Source organism: Achromobacter sp. PD1, from assembly GCF_048541815.1.
Lineage (GTDB): Bacteria > Pseudomonadota > Gammaproteobacteria > Burkholderiales > Burkholderiaceae_B > Achromobacter > Achromobacter bronchisepticus_A.
The window spans coordinates 258,533-277,088 of sequence record NZ_CP183349.1; the positions used below are offsets into that span (position 1 = coordinate 258,533).

18 protein-coding genes are annotated in these 18,556 nt (G+C 65.7%); 12 read left to right on the forward strand and 6 right to left on the reverse strand.

The window, feature by feature from the left end; translation table 11 throughout:
* Nucleotides 1-254: 254 nt before the first annotated feature.
* From ACM1PE_RS01135 to ACM1PE_RS01160, 6 genes are all read left to right on the forward strand, one after another.
* Nucleotides 255-752 (forward strand): MarR family winged helix-turn-helix transcriptional regulator, encoded by a 498-nt coding sequence (locus tag ACM1PE_RS01135; RefSeq protein WP_419342386.1) that lies wholly within the window; start codon nucleotides 255-257, stop codon nucleotides 750-752.
* 188 nt (nucleotides 753-940) lie between these two features.
* On the forward strand, nucleotides 941-2,512 hold the full coding sequence (locus ACM1PE_RS01140; RefSeq protein ID WP_059371603.1) for an ABC transporter substrate-binding protein: 1,572 nt from the start codon (nucleotides 941-943) through the stop codon (nucleotides 2,510-2,512).
* Between the two features lie 84 nt (nucleotides 2,513-2,596).
* Nucleotides 2,597-3,586 (forward strand): ABC transporter permease, encoded by a 990-nt coding sequence (locus ACM1PE_RS01145; protein ID WP_059371604.1) that lies wholly within the window; start codon nucleotides 2,597-2,599, stop codon nucleotides 3,584-3,586.
* Nucleotides 3,586-4,500 carry an ABC transporter permease gene (locus ACM1PE_RS01150; protein WP_059371605.1) on the forward strand — a complete coding sequence of 305 codons (915 nt, stop codon included), beginning with the start codon at nucleotides 3,586-3,588 and terminating at the stop codon, nucleotides 4,498-4,500. Before ACM1PE_RS01145 ends, ACM1PE_RS01150 begins: the two co-directional genes overlap by 1 nt.
* A 7-nt stretch (nucleotides 4,501-4,507) precedes the next feature.
* Nucleotides 4,508-5,488, forward strand: coding sequence for an ABC transporter ATP-binding protein (locus ACM1PE_RS01155; protein ID WP_059371606.1), 981 nt, complete (start codon nucleotides 4,508-4,510; stop codon nucleotides 5,486-5,488).
* Nucleotides 5,485-6,480 (forward strand): ABC transporter ATP-binding protein, encoded by a 996-nt coding sequence (locus tag ACM1PE_RS01160; RefSeq protein WP_419342390.1) that lies wholly within the window; start codon nucleotides 5,485-5,487, stop codon nucleotides 6,478-6,480. Before ACM1PE_RS01155 ends, ACM1PE_RS01160 begins: the two co-directional genes overlap by 4 nt.
* Nucleotides 6,481-6,538: 58 nt before the next feature.
* Here ACM1PE_RS01160 and ACM1PE_RS01165 read toward each other — a convergent pair whose 3' ends face one another.
* A complete protein-coding gene (locus ACM1PE_RS01165; RefSeq protein WP_059371608.1) occupies nucleotides 6,539-7,081 on the reverse strand; it encodes a hypothetical protein in 543 nt (180 codons plus the stop codon).
* Nucleotides 7,082-7,218: 137 nt separating this feature from the next.
* The gene (locus ACM1PE_RS01170; RefSeq protein WP_419342392.1) at nucleotides 7,219-8,016 is read right to left on the reverse strand and encodes an AraC family transcriptional regulator; all 798 of its coding nucleotides are present in this window, start codon (nucleotides 8,014-8,016) and stop codon (nucleotides 7,219-7,221) included.
* A gap of 99 nt (nucleotides 8,017-8,115) precedes the next feature.
* Between ACM1PE_RS01170 and ACM1PE_RS01175 the strand changes: the two genes are divergently transcribed.
* The 4 genes from ACM1PE_RS01175 (at nucleotide 8,116) to ACM1PE_RS01190 (ending at nucleotide 11,891) form a co-directional block, all read left to right on the forward strand.
* The gene (locus ACM1PE_RS01175) at nucleotides 8,116-9,036 is read left to right on the forward strand and encodes a DMT family transporter (protein ID WP_118932367.1); all 921 of its coding nucleotides are present in this window, start codon (nucleotides 8,116-8,118) and stop codon (nucleotides 9,034-9,036) included.
* A gap of 108 nt (nucleotides 9,037-9,144) precedes the next feature.
* Nucleotides 9,145-10,818, forward strand: coding sequence for an energy-dependent translational throttle protein EttA (gene ettA / locus ACM1PE_RS01180; RefSeq protein WP_059371610.1), 1,674 nt, complete (start codon nucleotides 9,145-9,147; stop codon nucleotides 10,816-10,818).
* A 123-nt stretch (nucleotides 10,819-10,941) separates the two neighbouring features.
* A complete protein-coding gene (locus ACM1PE_RS01185; RefSeq protein ID WP_419342395.1) occupies nucleotides 10,942-11,475 on the forward strand; it encodes an isochorismatase family protein in 534 nt (177 codons plus the stop codon).
* A gap of 191 nt (nucleotides 11,476-11,666) precedes the next feature.
* Nucleotides 11,667-11,891, forward strand: a complete 225-nt coding sequence (locus ACM1PE_RS01190) for a glycine zipper 2TM domain-containing protein (RefSeq protein ID WP_059371612.1) — start codon at nucleotides 11,667-11,669, stop codon at nucleotides 11,889-11,891.
* Between the two features lie 98 nt (nucleotides 11,892-11,989).
* Here the strand turns inward: ACM1PE_RS01190 and minE are convergent, their stop codons facing one another.
* The 4 genes from minE to ACM1PE_RS01210 form a co-directional block, all read right to left on the reverse strand.
* On the reverse strand, nucleotides 11,990-12,247 hold the full coding sequence (gene minE / locus ACM1PE_RS01195) for a cell division topological specificity factor MinE (RefSeq protein WP_006217654.1): 258 nt from the start codon (nucleotides 12,245-12,247) through the stop codon (nucleotides 11,990-11,992).
* 3 nt (nucleotides 12,248-12,250) lie between these two features.
* Nucleotides 12,251-13,066 carry a septum site-determining protein MinD gene (minD, locus tag ACM1PE_RS01200; RefSeq protein ID WP_041652327.1) on the reverse strand — a complete coding sequence of 272 codons (816 nt, stop codon included), beginning with the start codon at nucleotides 13,064-13,066 and terminating at the stop codon, nucleotides 12,251-12,253.
* Between the two features lie 141 nt (nucleotides 13,067-13,207).
* Nucleotides 13,208-14,083, reverse strand: a complete 876-nt coding sequence (gene minC, locus ACM1PE_RS01205; RefSeq protein ID WP_419342398.1) for a septum site-determining protein MinC — start codon at nucleotides 14,081-14,083, stop codon at nucleotides 13,208-13,210.
* A gap of 160 nt (nucleotides 14,084-14,243) precedes the next feature.
* A complete protein-coding gene (locus tag ACM1PE_RS01210; protein ID WP_059371614.1) occupies nucleotides 14,244-16,010 on the reverse strand; it encodes a glutamine--tRNA ligase/YqeY domain fusion protein in 1,767 nt (588 codons plus the stop codon).
* A 136-nt stretch (nucleotides 16,011-16,146) separates the two neighbouring features.
* On the opposite strand from ACM1PE_RS01210, the gene ACM1PE_RS01215 reads away from it, so the two are divergent.
* Nucleotides 16,147-17,490 (forward strand): cytochrome ubiquinol oxidase subunit I, encoded by a 1,344-nt coding sequence (locus ACM1PE_RS01215; protein ID WP_059371615.1) that lies wholly within the window; start codon nucleotides 16,147-16,149, stop codon nucleotides 17,488-17,490.
* Nucleotides 17,487-18,539 carry a cytochrome d ubiquinol oxidase subunit II gene (locus ACM1PE_RS01220; RefSeq protein WP_059371616.1) on the forward strand — a complete coding sequence of 351 codons (1,053 nt, stop codon included), beginning with the start codon at nucleotides 17,487-17,489 and terminating at the stop codon, nucleotides 18,537-18,539. Before ACM1PE_RS01215 ends, ACM1PE_RS01220 begins: the two co-directional genes overlap by 4 nt.
* Nucleotides 18,540-18,556 lie beyond the last annotated feature (17 nt).

The following is an 18,556-nucleotide window of genomic DNA, read 5'->3' on the forward strand; positions in this document are numbered from 1 at the left end:
AATAAAAAAGATGAAATTTCATGGAAAACAAAAAATATCACGCTAAAACAATGACGTATATACTCGTTGTTCTCTAGTTTGCAGCGCTGTTCCGGCGCTGTAGTGGTGCAAAAACGGGTTGCGATTCCGGGTATACCCTGTGCTGCGCAACAGCATTGCGGCACATCATGGCGCGCGTTTGCGCCAGCGTGGTGCAATGCGCATTTCGTCGGGCCGCGTCGGCCCTGGTTTCCGGTGCGTGGGAGCAAAGCAACATGCGGATGGACAAGCAGCGGGACACGGACGCGGCGGCGCACAAAGGTCGCTTCGTCGATGGCTATCTGGCCTATCTGCTGGCGCAGGCCAGCCAGCGCATTTCGGCGGAATTCCATCTCCAGGTAAAGGCGGCCGGCCTGTCGGTGACCGAATGGCGGGTGCTGGCCAGCCTGGAGGGCAGTCCCGGTGAAACCATAGGCACGCTGGCGGTGCTGGCGATTACCAAGCAGCCGACCTTGAGCAAGGTGGTGCAGCGCATGGAGGCCGAAGGGCTGGTGGCGCGCACGGGCGTGCGGGCGGACCGGCGCCAGACCCGGGTCTGCATCACGACCAAGGGCACCAACCTGATCGCCGCGCTGTGCGAACAGGCCTTGCAGCACCAGAAGGCAGTGCTCGCCCCGTTCGGCGAGGAAAAGGCCGCGATGCTGATCGACATGCTGGAAGTGCTGATGACCGAGCACGTGCCGCTGGAACTGTCGGCGCCGGACGAGGAATAGGCGGGGGCAGGGGCGGGCGGCATGCCCAACACTGTTTACTTCGATTATTTTGTTACAAGCTTATGTGTCCCCTATTGGTTCTCCCTCTGTGAAAACCGTCTACGGTACGCATAAACCCTCAATTGACGGAGGTCTTGCGGCTAGGCAATATCGCGCCGGTATTCAGACTACAGTCAGGAGTTGAACCTATGCGCCGCACTTTGATTGCTATCGCGATCGCCGCCGCCGTTGCCGTGCCCACGATCGGGCAGGCCAAGACCTTCCGCTGGGCCGCCCAGGGCGACATCCTCACCTTCGATCCGCACTCGCAGAACGAAGGCATGACCATCGCCGCCAACAGCTATGTCTACGAACCGCTGGTGGACTACGACAAGTCCTTCAAGGTCAACCCGCGCCTGGCGACGGAATGGGAGCAGGTTTCGCCCACGCTGTACCGCTTCAAGCTGCGCCCCGGCGTGAAGTTCCACGACGGCGCCGCCTTCACCGCCGACGACGTGGTGTTCTCGATCCACCGCGCCATGGCGCCCACCTCGAACTACAAGGCCTACACCACCGGCATCAAGGAAGCGCGCAAGATCGACGACCTGACGGTCGAGATCGAAACCTCGGCGCCCAATCCGGTGCTGCTGCGCCAGCTGACCAACGTGTTCATCATGAACAAGGCCTGGTCGGAAAAGAACAACGTCGCCAAGCCGCAGGACTACGTCAACAAGGAAGAGACCTACGCCGCGCGCAATACCAACGGCACCGGCCCCTACAAGCTGAAGTCGCGCGAAGTGGACGTGCGCACGGTGTTCGAGGAAAACAAGGACTGGTGGAACAAGGGCGGCAAGGTCGGCAACGTGACCGAGGTCGTGTTCACGCCGATCAAGCAGAACGCCACGCGCACCGCGGCGCTGCTGTCGGGCGAAATCGACTTCGTGCTGGATCCCGCCGCCCAGGACCTGGACCGCCTGCGCCAGTCGGCCAAGGTCGTGGAAGGCAACGAGTACCGCACCATCTACCTGGGCCTGGACCAGAAGCGTCCGGAACTCCAGTACTCCAACATCAAGGGCAAGAACCCGTTCCAGGACATCCGCGTGCGCGAGGCGCTGTACCGCGCCATCGACGTGGACGCCATCAAGCGCGCCGTGATGCGCGGCCTGTCCGCGCCCACCGGCACGATGATCGCGCCGCAGGTGCACGGTTGGGCCCAGCAGCTGCAAGCGCGCGTGCCTTACGATCCGGAAAAGTCCCGCGCCCTGCTGAAGGAAGCCGGCTACGACGGCACGCTGAACTTCACGCTGGACTGCCCGAACAATCGCTACATCAACGACGAAGCCATCTGTCAGGCGGTCGTCGGCATGTGGGCCAAGGTCGGCGTCAAGGCCACCATGAACGCCATGCCGCGTTCCACCTATTTCCCCAAGGTGCAGTCGTTCGACACCAGCGCCTACCTGTTCGGCTGGGGCGTGCCCACGTTCGACGCCATGTACACGCTGCAGAACCTGATCCGCACCAAGGGCGAGGGCGCTGACGGCATGTACAACCTGGGCAACTACAGCAACAAGGAACTGGACGTCATCATCGACCGGATCAAGACGGAAACCGATCCGGCCAAGCGCGATGCCGACATCATCACCGTGCTGCAAGGGCACGCCAAGGACTTCGGCCACATCCCGCTGCACGACCAGGTCATTCCCTGGGCCATGCGCAAGAACGTCACGGTCATCCACCGTGCCGACAATCGCCTCGTTGCCGATTGGGTCAAGGTTGACTGATCCAGGCTAATCAAACGGCGCAGCCCGTCGGCCTGTTCATGGTGAACAGGCCGACGGGTTTTCGCTGTTACGCCTTTTCCGCCTATGTTTGCTTTCATACTGCGTCGCCTGTTGCAGGCCGTAGCGGTGATGCTCACCGTCGCGCTACTGGCCTTTGTGCTTTTTCAATACGTCGGCGACCCTGTCACCATCATGCTGGGGCAGGACGCCACCGATGCCGAGCGCATCGAACTACGTGAGCGCCTGGGGCTGAACGAGCCCGCCATCGTCCAATTCGGCCATTTCGTGGCCAACGCCCTGCAGGGCAATTTCGGCATATCCCTGCGCCAGAGCGAACCCGTTTCCACCCTGCTGAAATCCCGCCTGCCGGCCACGCTGGAACTGTCCATGGTGGCCGCCTTGCTGGCGCTGCTGGTGGGCGTGCCGCTGGGCGTGTACACGGCGCTCAAGCGCAACAGCCTGCTGTCCCAGCTGCTGCTGGCCGGTTCGCTGCTGGGCGTGTCGCTGCCTACCTTCCTGATCGGCATCCTGCTGATCCTGGTGTTCTCCGTGCAACTGGGCTGGCTGCCCAGCTACGGGCGGGGCGACACCGTGAGCGTGGGCTGGTGGTCCTCGGGCCTGTTCACCGCCACGGGCTGGAAGCATCTCATCCTGCCGTCCATCACCCTGTCGCTGTTCCAGATGACCCTGGTGCTGCGCCTGGTGCGTTCGGAGATGCTGGAGGTGCTGCGTTCGGACTACATCAAGTTCGCCCGCGCCCGCGGCCTGAAGCGCCGCGCCATCCACTTCGGCCACGCGCTGAAGAACACCATGGTGCCGGTCATCACCATCACCGGCCTGCAGCTGGGCGGCATCATCGCCTTTGCCATCGTCACGGAAACCGTGTTCCAGTGGCCGGGCATGGGCCTGCTGTTCATCCAGGCGGTGCAATTCGCCGACGTGCCGGTCATGGCGGCCTACCTGTGCCTGATTGCGCTGGTGTTCGTGGTGATCAACCTGATCGTCGATCTTTTGTATTTTGTCGTGGACCCGCGCCTGCGTTCCGGGCTGACCCGCGGCGGGGGGGCTCACTGATGCGCGCCGTACTCAAACGCTGGTGGGACAGCGACATCGCCTGGGCCTGGCGCCGGGCGCCCGTGGCCATCGTCGCCACCGTGATGCTGGCGCTCCTGCTGATCGGCTCCTTCGGGGCCGGTTGGGTGGCGCCGCACAACCCGTTCGACCTGACCAAGGTGGAACTGCTGGACGCCTTGCTGCCGCCCGCCTGGGAGGCCAATGGCCTGCCCACCTATCTGCTGGGCACCGACAGCCAGGGCCGCGACCTGTACTCGGCCATCCTGTACGGCACGCGCGTGTCGCTGCTGATCGGCCTGGCCTCGGTGCTGCTGTCCATGGTGATCGGCATCGTGCTGGGGCTGATCTCGGGCTACGCGGGCGGGCGCATCGACGCCTTCATCATGCGTATCGCCGATGTGCAGCTGTCGTTCCCCGCCATTCTGATCGCGCTGCTGATCGACGGCGTGGCGCGGGCGGCGGTGCCGCGCGATCTGCACGAGCTGATCGCCTTCCCGGTGCTGATCGGCGCGATCGCGCTGGCGGGCTGGCCGCAGTATGCGCGCACGGTGCGCGGCTCCACCCTGGTGGAGAAGAACCGCGAATACGTGCAGGCGGCGCGCGTGATCGGCGTGGCCTCGCCCGTCATCATGTTCCGCCACGTGTTGCCCAATGTGCTGGGGCCGGTGCTGGTGCTGGCCACGGTGCATCTGGCCACGGCCATCATCACGGAAGCCACGCTGTCGTTCCTGGGCGTAGGCGTACCGCCGACCGCGCCGTCGCTGGGCACGCTGATCCGCATCGGCAACGACTTCCTGTTTTCAGGGGAATGGTGGATCACCATCTTCCCCGGCGCGGCGTTGGTGCTGCTGGTGCTGTCGGTCAACTTGCTAGGCGACTGGCTGCGCGATGCGCTCAACCCCCGGCTGAATTGAGGTTTACATGAGCGCACTTCTAGAAGTCCGCAATCTGCGCGTGGAATTCCCCACGCGCCGCGGCACGCTGCGCGCCCTGGACGACGTGTCCTTTTCCATCCAGGCTGGCGAAGTCCTGGGCGTAGTGGGCGAATCCGGCGCCGGCAAATCCTTGACCGGCGCATCCATCATCGGCCTCCTGGAGCCGCCGGGGCGCATCGCCGCGGGCGAGATCCTGCTGGCGGGCCGCCGCATCGACAACCTCCCCGACGAGCAGATGCGCCGCGTGCGCGGCCGCGAGATCGGGGCTGTGTTCCAGGATCCGCTGACCTCGCTGAACCCGCTGTACACGGTGGGCCGGCAATTGGCGGAAACCATCGTGACGCACCTGGACTTGAGCTGGTCCCAGGCGCGCGAACGGGCGGTGGAGCTGCTGGCATCGACTGGCATTCCGGCCGCGCGGGAACGCATCGACCATTACCCGCACCAGTTTTCCGGCGGCATGCGCCAGCGCGTGGTGATCGCGCTGGCCCTGGCGGCCGAACCCAAGCTGGTGGTGGCGGACGAGCCCACGACCGCGCTGGACGTGTCGATCCAGGCGCAGATCATCGAACTGCTCAAGCGCCTGTGCCGCGAAAACGGCACGGCGGTGATGCTGATCACGCACGACATGGGCGTGATCGCCGAGACCGCCGACCGCGTCGCGGTGATGTACGCGGGCCGCGTGGCCGAGATCGGCCCGGTGGCCGACGTGATTCACAAGCCGCGCCATCCCTACACGACTGGGCTGATGGGATCGATTCCGTCGCTGGAAGGGCATTCCGAACGGCTGGTGCAGATCGACGGCAGCATGCCGCGCCTGAACGCCATTCCTCCAGGCTGCGCCTTCAATCCGCGCTGCGGCCAGCGCTTGCCGCGCTGCGGCGTGGAGCGTCCGGAGCTGATGGCGGCCGGCACGTCCCGCGCGGCCTGTTGGCTGCACGACAACAACGATAAGGTGGCCGCATGACGACGCCCTTGGTGGAAGTAAAGGACGCCGCGCGCTGGTTCGATGTGTCGCCGCCGTGGCTGGAACGCAAGCTGGCGGGCAAGCCGCGCGTGATGCTGCGCGCCGTCGATGGGGTGTCGTTCGAGATCGCGCGCGGCGAAACGCTGGCGCTGGTGGGCGAATCGGGCTGCGGCAAGTCGACCGTGGCGCGCATGCTGGTGGGGCTGTACGGCCTGACCCGCGGCGATATCCGCTTTGACGGCCAACCGCTGTCGCGCATGTCGGAGCCGGGCGGCCGCGCCCTGCGCAAGCGCCTGCAGATGATCTTCCAGGATCCCTATGCCAGCCTGAATCCGCGCTGGCGCGTGGGCCGCATCATCGCCGAACCCATGCTGACCCATACCGCCATGACGCCTGACGAGCGCAGCGCGCGCGTGGGCGAGCTGCTCAAGCAGGTGGGCCTGGACCCGGCCGACCAAGGCCGTTATCCGCACCAGTTTTCAGGCGGCCAGCGCCAGCGCATCTCGATCGCGCGGGCGTTGGCGGTGAATCCGGAATTCCTGGTGTGCGACGAGCCGACCTCGGCGCTGGACGTGTCGGTGCAGGCGCAGGTGCTGAACCTGATGAAGGATCTGCAGCGCAACTTGGGGCTGACCTATCTGTTCATTTCCCACAACCTGGCGGTGGTGCACCACGTGGCCGACCGGGTGGGGGTGATGTACCTGGGCCGCATGGTGGAGGTGGCGCCGCGCGACGAGCTGTTTGCGCGGCCGCGGCATCCGTACACGCGCATGCTGCTGGAGGCCATTCCCGACATCAATGGCGCGGGCAAGCCGCGCACCGCGGTGGCGGGCGAGGTGCCCAATCCGCTGAACCCGCCGTCGGGCTGCACCTTTCATCCGCGCTGCCCGCATGCGAACGAGCGCTGCAAGTCCGAGGCGCCGATGGCGATGGCTGCGGGAGTGTCGGTGGTGGCCTGCCACGCCGTGCAGGAAGGGCGGATCTCGGTCTGACCCGCGGACGGCGCGGTTGCGCGGCCATGCCGGCCGCAACCCGCCGTCCGGCGCTGGCTCAGTGGCGGTGGTTGTGGTCGTGAGGATGATCGTGGCCGTGGCCGTCCGCATCATCCTCATCGTCCTCGTCCGCTTCGTCCTCGTCGTCTTCGTCGTCCTCCGCGTCCGGATCTTCCGGCACGGGTTCTTCCGACAGGGCGAACGGCAGCACGTCTTCCAGACTGTCGGACCAGGCCGATTCTTCGCCGTCGTGGTCCAGTTTGATGAAGCGCTCGCCCTCGTTCAGCGAGATCTCGATGGCCCAGAGATAGAGGCAGTCGTAGGTGTCGTCGTCGGACTGGGGCAGGCCGCCGCGATTGCCCAGCAGGCGGGCGCCGGCGCCGCCCAGCTGCACGTGGGTCTGGTCCTCGTCGGGCTTGGCGTTTTCATCCATGGGCACGCCATAGGTCACCCATTCGGTGCCGTCATCGCCCAGCACCACTTCGGCCAGCACGGGCTTGCCCAGGTACGCGCTCAGCGCGTCGGCGGTCTTGGCCAGCATGTCCAGTTCAGCGGCGCTGAAGTGGGTCAAGGAGGCGGGGGGAGTGGCGGAGGCAGACATGAAGAGGTTCCTGGGCGCGATGAAGCCGCGACGGCACGGCAAGATACGGGCCTGCTGGCAGACCCTGGCTACAGCCGTATTGTCTCGCGATCGGCCGCGTCTTGCATCAGGCGCTTGGATTACGCGGTTCTCCGGGGTCATGGCGCGGGGGCGCCGCCCTGGCTGCGCCTGCGCGCGTTGTCCGGCGACTCGCCGGTGAGGCGCTGGAACATGGCGATGAAGGCCGAGGGCGTGCTGTAGCCGAGCTCGCGCGCCACGGACTGGACCGGCCGGCCGGCATCCAGCATGCCCAGGGCGCTGACCACGCGCAGCCGCAGACGCCATTCATTGAACGACATGCCCAGGTGCAGCTGGCAATGGCGCAGCAGCGTGCGTTCGGTAATGCCCGCCGTGACGGCCCAGTGCGCGGCGCCGCGCTTGTCGCCGGGACTGTGCTGCAGCGCCGACAGGATGGGCGCCAGCAAAGGATCGGAGGTGGACGGCAGGTAGCTGGCGTAAGCCCGCGCCTGGCGCGCCTGGTCGATGACGATCTGCGCCATGCGCCGGTCTTCCGGCGTATCCGGATAGCTGATGCCGCGCCGTTCGAAGTCGGCCAGGATCGCGCGCATGACCGGGCTGATCTCGAGCGTGCACGGTTCCGCGGGCAGGCCGGCGCAGGCCGCGGCCGGGATGTCGATGCAGGCGTAGTGCACCTCGCCTTCGTTCTGGCAGCAGTGCTCGACATGCGGTGGAATCCAGATGGCGTACTGCGGCGGCGACAGGTAGGTGACGCCGCGGATGCCGATTTCCATGATGCCGGAGATCGCGAAGTTCAGTTCCGCCCAGGGCGAGCTGTGGCGCTTCATGCGCGAGTTCGGCGTGAAATGCAGGATGCGGCAGGCCAGCGGATAGGGCAGGTGGCTGGCCAGGGCAGGCGCGGTATCGATGGCGGACATGTCGGAACTTCGTCTGATTTTGTCTGTTTTTCATTATATACATCAGGTCGGACAGATCCTACACTGGCCCTGTCTTATCCATCTCTGCGCATTGCCCTCATGACCCGAGTCTCCTCTCCTCATGTTCCCGCCCGTTATCTGCTTTATCCGCTGCTGGCGGCCCTGATCTGGTCGGTCAACATGATCGTCACCAAGATGGCGGCCAGCGCCATCGCGCCGGCTGCCATCGGCTTCTACCGCTGGGCCCTGGCCGGCGTGGTGCTGACGCCGTTCGTGCTGCCGGGCGTCTGGGCGCAGCGCCGCCAGATCCTGCCCCACCTGCCCAAACTGGCGGTGCTGGGGGGCTTGGGCATGGCCCTGTACCAGGGCCTGGCCTATGTGGCGGCCGCCAGCACCACCGCGACCAATATGGGCATCATCACGGCGATGATTCCGCTGATGACCATCGCGGTGGTGGCGCTGCTGCTGCGCGAACTGCCCTCGGTCATGGCCATGCTGGGCGGCCTGCTGTCGCTGGCGGGCCTGGCCCTGCTGATCGGCGAGGGCGATCCCGCCCGGCTGCTGGAAGTGGGCGCCAACCGCGGCGACCTGCTGATGGGTGTGGGCGCGTTGGCCTATGCGCTGTACGGCGTGCTGCTGCGCCGCTGGGCATTGCCGGTGGGGCCGTGGCAGTCGCTGTATGTGCAGGTGGCTTTCGGCGTGCTGTTCCAGCTGCCGGCTTTCCTGATGGCGCCGCCTTCGCCGCTCAACGGCGACAACCTGCCGCTGGTGCTGTATGCGGCGGTGTTCCCGTCGCTGTTCGCGCCCTTCCTGTGGATGCAGGGCGTCAAGCACCTGGGCCCCAACCGCGCCAGCATTTTCCTCAACCTCATGCCGGTAGCCACGGTGGCAATCGCGGCCGTGTTCCTGGATGAAAAACCCCATCTGTTCCACATCGTCGGCGGGGCGATGGCGCTGGCCGGCGTGATGCTGGCGCAGATGCGCGCCGGCGGCCGGGCGGCGCGGCCCAAGGCCGCCTGAAGGGGCGGTTCCGCGGCGCGGGCCGGCCATTTGGCGGTGGACATACGCGGGTCAGGGTTCCGGCCTACAATCGACGATTCATCAGCTATATCTCCTATATACGAGCCCATGGCCCAATACGTCTACACCATGAACCGCGTCGGCAAGATCGTGCCGCCCAAGCGGCAGATCCTGCGCGACATTTCGCTTTCGTTTTTTCCTGGCGCCAAGATCGGCGTGCTGGGCCTGAACGGCTCGGGCAAGTCGACGCTGCTGAAGATCATGGCCGGCGTCGATCGCGAAATCGAAGGCGAAGCCATTCCCATGCCGGGCCTGAACATCGGCTACCTGCCGCAGGAACCGCAGCTCAACCCCGAGCACACGGTGCGCCAGTCGGTGGAAGAGGGCCTGGGCGCCGTCGTCACGGCCAAGAAGCGCCTGGACGAGGTCTATGCCGCCTACGCCGAGCCGGACGCCGATTTCGACGCACTGGCCGCCGAGCAGGCCGAGCTTGAAGCCATCATCGCCGCCGCCGCCTCCAGCGGCGCCGACGACATCGAGCACCAGATGGAAATCGCCGCCGACGCGCTGCGCCTGCCGCCCTGGGACGCCATCGTCGGCAAGCTCTCCGGCGGTGAAAAGCGCCGCGTCGCGCTGTGCCGCCTGCTGCTGTCCAAGCCCGACATGCTGCTGCTGGACGAGCCCACCAACCACCTGGATGCCGAGAGCGTGGAATGGCTGGAGCAGTTCCTGCACAAGTTCCCGGGCACCGTGGTCGGCGTGACCCACGATCGCTACTTCCTGGACAACGCGGCCGAATGGATCCTGGAACTGGATCGCGGCTATGGCATTCCCTGGAAGGGCAACTACAGCTCGTGGCTGGAGCAGAAGGAAGACCGCCTGAAGCAGGAAGAGGCGTCGGAATCCGCCCGCCAGAAGACCATCAAGAAGGAACTGGAGTGGGTGCGCCAGAACCCGAAGGGCCGCCAGGCCAAGGCCAAGGCGCGTCTGGCCCGCTTCGAGGAACTCTCGTCCTACGAATACCAGAAGCGCAATGAAACCCAGGAAATCTTCATTCCCGTGGGCGAGCGCCTGGGCAACGAAGTCATCGAATTCAACAACGTCAGCAAGGCCTACGGCGACCGTCTGCTGATCGACAACCTCAGCTTCAAGGTGCCGCCCGGCGCCATCGTCGGCATCATCGGCGCCAACGGCGCCGGTAAGTCCACGCTGTTCCGCATGATCGCGGGCCGCGAGCAGCCGGATTCGGGCGAGGTCAACATCGGCCAGACCGTCAAGCTGGCCTATGTCGACCAGTCGCGCGATGCGCTGGAAGACAAGAAGACCGTGTTCGACGCGGTGGCCGACGGCGCCGACCTGCTCACGGTGGGCAAGTTCGAAATGTCGTCGCGCGCCTACCTGGGCCGCTTCAACTTCAAGGGTGGTGACCAGAACAAGGTCGTGGGCCAGCTGTCGGGCGGTGAACGCGGCCGCCTGCACATGGCCAAGACGCTGATCGCCGGCGGCAACGTGCTGCTGCTGGACGAACCGTCCAACGACCTCGACGTCGAAACCCTGCGCGCGCTGGAAGACGCGTTGCTGGAGTTCCCCGGCAGCGTCATGGTCATCAGCCACGATCGCTGGTTCCTGGACCGGATCGCCACGCACATCCTTGCCTTCGAAGGCGACTCGCAAGTGGTGTTCTTCGACGGCAACTACCAGGAATATGAAGCCGACAAGAAGCGCCGCCTGGGCGAAGAGGGCGCCAAGCCCAAGCGCCTGCGCTACAAGGCCCTGAAGTAATCGGCGCCCGCAAGAATCCCGGCCTCGCGCCGGGATTTTTTTTGCCAGAGGTATGCTAAGGGCTGTTCAAGGCTTCGTTCCGTGTGAACCGGCCTTGGGGACTACTTCCTGGAGCACCGCGCAATGTTGTTGTCCGCTACCGATTCCACCCTGCTGATCGTCGACATGCAGGGGCGTCTGATGCCCGTCATCCACGACAACGAGGCGGTGCTCAACGCCGCGCACAAGCTGGCGCAGGCTGCGCGCCTGCTGGACGTGCCGGTAGTGGCCACCGAGCACCACGCCAAGATGCTGGGGGCCACCGTGGAACCGTTGCGCGAGCAGGTCCAGAGCGCCTTCCAGAAAATGCACTTCTCTTCGGCGCTGGAGCCGGGCTTCGAGGCCTGGTTGCCGGCCGCACGCAAGACCATCCTGGTGGCGGGCTGCGAAGCGCACATCTGCGTGCTGCAAACCGTGATCGGTTTGGTCGACCTGGGCTACCACGCGGTGCTGGTGGCGGATGCGGCGGGCTCGCGCAAGCCTGCCGATCATCACGCGGCGCTGCGCCGCGCGCGTGCGCATGGCGCTGAAATCGTCACGTCCGAAATGGCGATCTTTGAATGGATGCGGACTTGTGAACACCCGCGTTTCCGCGAGGTGTTACGTCTGGTCAAATAGCGGCCGACCGCTGCAACAATGTCCCTGGGGCGCGCAAAGATTAACTCGCTCTTTGACACAATTCATGGGCAAACTTCACAGCCAGGGCAAGAATATTTTGCGATCCTGAAGGTTCCAGGCCCTCATGGGCGCCGCGCGCTCGCATCCAGTTTCATGCGCGGCTCCCGGGTACGAGAATAGGAACCACAAATATGAAAATCGCATCTCTCTCCAAAATCTGTGTTGCGCTGGCGCTGACCGCCGCCATGGCTGGCTGCTCGTCCTGGGACGGCATGAGCCATCGCCAGAAGAGCACGGTCGGTGGCGCTGCCCTGGGCGGCGTGGCAGGCGCCGTGATCACCAACGGCGGCATCCTCGGAACGGTGGGCGGAGCGGCGATCGGCGGCGTCATCGGCGATCAGGTCGGCAAGCGTTAAGCGTTCACCGCCCCAAAGCAAATGCCCGGCAATGCCGGGCATTTTTTTGACCTGGGCTGTGCGCGGCGGCAAGTATGCCCCTGCGCCGCGCAGCCGCATCAGGTCTCGTTCTGAGGCATTTCGATCTTGACCTCCAGGACCTCCAGCGTGTCCTGGCGTTCCAGGTGCACCTTGATGTCCTCGGGGTTGATCTTCACGTATTTCGAAATGACGGCGATAAGCTCCTGCTGCAACTGCGGCAGGTAATCGGGCGAGTCGCCGCGGCCCCGCTCGTGGGCCAGGATGATCTGCAACCGTTCCTTGGCGACGGATGCGGAGGTCTTCTTTTGACCAAGCAGAAACGACAGGAAGGACATTGCTTACTTGCCTCCGAACAGGCGTTTCAGGAAACCGGGCTTTTCGTAGTCGGTAAAGCGCAGGGCCTTGTCTTCGCCAAGATAACGGGCCACGACGTCCTTGTAGGCTTCGGAAACGTCGGTGTCTCTGAGGTGGATGGCCGGCAGGCCCTGGTTCGACGCTTGCAGCACCGCTTCGGATTCGGGGATCACGCCGATCAGCTTGATGCGCAGGATGTCCTCGATGTCGCCCAGCGACAGCATTTCGCCGTCGACCACGCGCTTGGGGCTGTAGCGCGTCAGCAGCAGGTATTCCTTGACGGGCTCGTCGCCTTCCACGGCGCGCTTGGACTTGGCGGCCAGGATGCCCAGGATGCGGTCGGAGTCGCGCACCGACGAGACTTCCGGGTTGGTCACGACCAGTGCGTCGTCGGCGAAGTAGGCGGCCATCAGCGCGCCGGTTTCGATGCCGGCGGGCGAGTCGCAGACGATGTAGTCAAAGCCCATGCCCTTGAGGTCGTTGATGACCTTTTCCACGCCTTCCTGCGTCAGCGCGTCTTTGTCGCGCGTCTGCGAGGCGGGCAGGATGAACAGGTTTTCGAGCTGCTTGTCCTTGATGAGGGCCTGGTTGAGCGTGGCTTCGCCCTGGATCACGTTGACGAAGTCGTACACGACGCGACGTTCGCAGCCCATGATCAGGTCGAGGTTGCGCAGGCCGACATCGAAGTCGATGACAGCGGTCTTGTGGCCCCGCATCGCGAGTCCCGCAGAAAAACTGGCGCTGGTCGTGGTTTTGCCCACGCCGCCTTTGCCGGAAGTCACCACAACAATGCGTGTCATGACGATCAAACCCTTATGTTCGAATAAATCGCGTTATCGTAAAGCAAAAAGCCCTTGTAAGGCTTCTTACAGGATGTGTTGAAATTTGCGCGGGTGTCTGCGCGTGCGCCTCGGCCGCTGCTGGCGGCCAGATTCCGGATATCAAGCCTTGAGGGCTTCGATGCGCAGCGTGTCGCCGTCCAGGCGGACCAGCGCGGGCTGGTTCTGCAGCGTGCGGTCGAGCTTGTCCTCGACCACGCGGTACACGCCGGCCACGGCCAGCAGTTCAGCGTCCAGGTGGGTCGTGAAAATGCGCGCCGAAGTGTCGCCGCGCGCGCCCGCCATCGCTTTGCCGCGCAAGGGACCGTAGACATGGACGTTGCCGTCGGCGATGACTTCCGCGCCTTGGCTCACCATGCCGATCACCACCAGGTCCGTATGGCGTGCGTAGACGCGCTGGCCGGAACGCAGCGGCTTGGTGATGACCAGCGCCGACGACGAGTGCGGCGCGGCCGGGGTGGGGCTGGGGGCCGAGGTGGTGTTGCTGGCCGCGCGGGCGGGCAGCGGCTCGTCCGCGGGCTTGCCGGCGGGCGCGTCGGGCTCGGCGGCTTCGGCGGCGACTTCTGTGGGCGCGGCTGCGGTTTCGACCGCGGCGGCCGGCACCGAGGGTACCGGAGTGGAGACATCGTTGGGCGGCGCGGTGTCGATCACCGGCGCGGGCCGGGCCGCGGGCGTGGACAGTTCCACCGGCGTCAGGCCCGCCGCGCGCGCGGCTTCCAGGTTGGCGCCTTCGGCGACCACGCCGATGGGAGGCAGGTTATGGCCGCGCAATGCCGCCACCAGGGCGGTCCAATCGATTTTTTCCTCGACGCGGCTGGCGTCGATGACCACGGGTTCGTTTTCGAAGAAACTGCCGGCATCGGCCATGCGCTTGGCCAGGGCGGCGTTCAGGCGTTCAGGGTCGACGCTGTGCAGGACCACCCGGATGGCATAGAGGGTGGCGCTTTTGAAGTCCAGGGCTAGGGATTCAGTGTTCATCTTGATTGTGGCTGGCGGTTCCGGCGCCGGGAAACGGCGCGCTCGACCGGCTGCGGGGTTCGGGGGATGATAACCCGCCCCGGGGCGGCATGCGCAGGGGGCGAGCCCAAAGAAAAAGGCGCCTTTCAGCGCCTATTTCCTGCAATGCGGACGCGGCGCGTCAGCCTTGCGCCCAGGAGTCGCGCAGGGTCACGATGCGGTTGAGCACCGGCGCCTCGGGGCTGGATTCCTTCAGGTCGGCCGTGAAGTAGCCCAGGCGTTCGAACTGCCAGGTGGCGCCCGGCGTGGCGACGGTGCCCGGCTCCAGCCAGGCCGTGACGGTCAGCTTGGAATTCGGGTTCAGGCAGGCCAGGAAGTCCTTGTCGCCGCCGTCGGGACGCGCGTCGGCGAACAGGCGGTCGTACAGGTGGATCTGGGCGGGCACCGCATGGGCCGCGCTGACCCAGGTGATGTTGCCCTTGACCTTGACGCTGTCCGCGCCCGGCGTGCCGCTCTTGGTTTCCGGCAGGTATTCCGCCTGGACCTCGATGATCTCGCCGGCTTCGTTCTTGGTGAAGCCGGTGCAGCGCACCACGTAGCCGTATTTCAGGCGCACGGTATTGCCCGGGAACAGGCGGAAGTACTTCTTGGGCGCTTCTTCGCGGAAGTCGTCGCGTTCGATCCAGAGTTCGCGCGACAGCGGGAACTCGCGCACGCCGGCTTCGGGATCGTGCGGGTTGCGCGGCGCGGTGCAGATCTCGGTCTGGCCTTCCGGGTAGTTGGTGATGACCAGCTTGAGCGGATCCAGCACGGCCACCGAGCGCGGGGCGACCGGGTCCAGGTCGTCGCGCACCGCTTGTTCCAGCAGGCTGTAGTCGATGCGCGAGTCGGACTTGGACACGGCGGTGCGGTCGCAGAACAGGCGGATCGAGGAGGGCGTGTAGCCGCGCCGGCGCAGGCCGAAGATGGTCGGCATGCGGGGATCGTCCCAGCCGTCCACGTGGCCTTCGCGCACCAGCTGCAGCAGCTTGCGCTTGCTGGTGACGACGTAGCTCACGTTCAGGCGCGCGAATTCGTACTGGTGCGGCAGCGGCTGCGCCAGCTTGCCGAGTTCGGCCAGGCGCGCCAGGATCCAGTCGTAGAACGGGCGCTGGTCTTCGAATTCCAGCGTGCAGACGCTGTGCGTGATGCCTTCCAGCGCGTCTTCGACCGGGTGCGCCCAGCTGTACATCGGGTAGATGCACCACTGGTCGCCGGTACGGTGGTGATGGGCGTGGCGCACGCGGTACATGACCGGGTCGCGCAGGTTGATGTTGGGCGACGCCATGTTGATCTTCGCGCGCAGCACCAGGCTGCCGTCCGGGTGCTTGCCGTCGCGCATTTCGCGCAGCAGCGTCAGGGACTCGGCCGCCGGGCGATTGCGCCAGGGCGAGTCGGTGCCGGGTTCGGTCAGCGTGCCGCGGTTGGCGCGGATTTCTTCGGGGCTCTGCTCGTCGACGTAGGCGTGGCCGGCCTCGACCAGCGCTTCGGCGAACTCGTACATGTAGCCGAAGTAGTCACTGGCGAAGTACAGGTTGTCGTTGCCGTCGGCCTTCCAGTCAAAGCCCAGCCAGTGCACGGCCTCGATGATGGCGTCGACGTATTCCTGGTCTTCCTTTTCCGGATTGGTGTCGTCAAAGCGCAGGTGGCAGACGCCGCCGAAATCGCGGGCCAGCCCGAAGTTCACGCAGATGCTCTTGGCGTGGCCGAGGTGCAGGTAGCCGTTGGGCTCCGGCGGAAAGCGCGTGCGGATGCGGGCCGAATCCAGTCCGCCTTGTTGTTGCAAGGCCGCCGGGCCAGGCTTGCCCGCCCAACGCTTGCCTGCGAAGCGCTGGGCTTCGAGGTCGTCTTGAACGATGTTGAGCAGGAAATTTGATGCGGCAGGGGTCGGCGTCGTGGCGGAGGTCATTCTTGAAAGAATAGGAAAAAGCAGCGACAAAGAGTCAATTTTGCCACGTTCCGCAGGCGAGGCCTTTTTGCTGCCGGTGCAACCGGTTTCAAACTGTCCCCACAGTCATGTAACTGGCTCTACACTACGGGCCATCATGGACATATCCACGTTATCCCTGGCCCGCACGCAGTTCGTGGCCAGCCTGAGCTTTCTGGCGTTTTTCCTGGCCTTCTCCCTGGCGCTCGCCTGGGTGCTGCTGTTCTTCAAGATCAGGGCGCGCTGGTCCGGCCAGGGCGGCTGGACAGCCGCCTACCGCTTCTGGGTGCGGATTTTCGCCCTGGCCTTCGTGCTGACGCTGGCGGCCAGCGTGCCGGTGCTGATCCAGCTGGGCAGCCTGTGGGCCGGCCTCATGGACAAGATCGGCAACGTCGCCGGGCCCTTGCTGGGCTACGCCATACTTTCGGTCTTCATTCTCAAGTCCTGTTTCCTGGGCGTCATGCTGTTCGGCCAGCGCCGCGTGTCGGATGGCGCCCATACACTGGCCGTGCTGATGGTGGCGGTGGGGCAACTGGTGGCGGTGTTCTGGGTGCTGGCGCTGCAATCCTGGATGCAGACGCCGGATGGCGCGCTGCTGGTCGATGGACGCTACCAGGTCTATGACTGGATGGCCGTGGTGCTGAATCCCTCCGTGGGATGGCGCATGGCGGTGGTGATGGTGGGCGCGGCCCTGGCCGCCGCGTTCCTGATGATGGGCGTGACCGCGCTGCAGGCGCTGCGGCGTCCGCTGGGCGACGGCGAGCGCAACGCGTTCAAGACCGCGCTGGTGGTCGCCGTGGTGGGGGCGTTCATGCAGTTGCCGGTGGCGACCGGCGCCGGGCAGATGATCGCCAAGCTGCAGCCCGCCAAGGCTGCCGCCGCCGCGGGCTACTGGGAAAGCGGCGCAGAGCCGCAACTGGTGCTGTTCGGCTGGCCCGATGCGCGCGCCCATACCAATGTGGCCGACGTGACCCTGCGCAACATGGGCGGGATGTGGCTGCACCGTAACCAGGACGGCACCTACCGCGGCCTGGACAAGTATTCGGGCATGCTGCCGCCGGTGGCGCTGACCTTCTGGTCGCTGCGCGTGGCGGCAGGGCTGGGCTTGCTGATGCTGGCCGTGGCCTGCGTGACCTTCCTGTGGACGTTCCGGCGCGGGCTGGACCCGTCCACGCTGCCGCATTGGTGGCAGCGGGTGCTGTGCGGCATGATGTTCTCCGGCGCCATCGCCGTCGTGGCCGGGTGGTGGGTATCCATCCTGGGCTTGCAGCCGTTCGCGGTGAACGGCACCGTCACGCAGTCCGAGGTGCTGGGCATCGTGGCCTCCAGCACCGTGCTGTACGGATTGATCGGTTATGGCGTGCTGTACCTGCTGCTGCTTGCGGCGTTCGTCGGCATGCTGTTCCACGCGGCGCGCTATGGCGTCGTGCCCGTGCGCAAACTGGCTGGAGGCACGCCATGATCGCCATGCTGGCCGCCTCCCAGGGCCTCAACCCCGACGATCCCTCTTTCTGGATGCCGCTGGCCTTCATGGCCCTGCTGTTCGTGGTGATTGCCGCGGGCATGGTGCTGGACGGCTTCGACCTGGGCGTGGGCATCCTGCTGCAACTGGCGCCGGAACACGAGCGCGGCCGCATGATGAGCCTGCTGAGCCCGTGGCGCGACGCCAATGAATTCTGGCTGCTGCTGGGCATGGGCCTGTTCGCGGCGGCGTTCCCGTTCGCCTGGGGCGCGGTGCTGGGCAAGCTCTACGGACCGCTCACCTGCATGGTGCTGGGCGTGGTGCTGCGCAGCGTCTCGTTCGAGTTCCGCATCCGTGCGCGCAACGAAATGAAGCCGCGCTGGATTTTCGGCTTCTGGGCGGGGTCGCTGATCACCGCTTTCGGCCAGGGCATGCTGCTGGGCCGCATCGCCACCGGCTACCAGTCCGATGCCGGCTACGGCTGGTTCTCCATGTTCGTGGGCCTGTGCGCGGTGGCGGCCTATGTGCTGCTGGGCGCGTCCTGGCTGGTCATGCGGGTGGACGGCGATCTGCAGCGCCGCGCCGCCAACTGGGCGCGCCACGCCATCCGCTGGACGGCGGTGGGCATGGTGGCGATCGCGGTCACGCTGGGCCTGGCCAATGCGGGCATCTTCTACAAATGGAGCAACATTGCCCACCTGAGCCTGGCGGCAACGGTCTGGGTGCTGATGCTGGCGGGCTTCGTCGCCGCCGAAATGCTGCTGGCGAGGTTGCCGGGCAAGGCCGACCGTTTCAGCTGGCTGCCGTTCGTGCTGTGCGTGGCCCTGTTCCTGCTGATGCTCAGCGGCCTGGCCTACAGCCTGTTCCCCTACCTGATCCTGGACGACATGACGCTGTGGGACGGCGCGGGCGCGCTGGGCTCGATGCGCCTGGTGCTGGCCGGGGCGGTCGTGGGCATTCCGGTGGTGCTGGTGTTCAACATCCTGGCGTACCGCTCGGTGTTCGGCAAGGAACGCGCGCCGGTGCCGCTGCTGCCGCCGCCGGGCTGATCCGGCCGGGAAGTCCG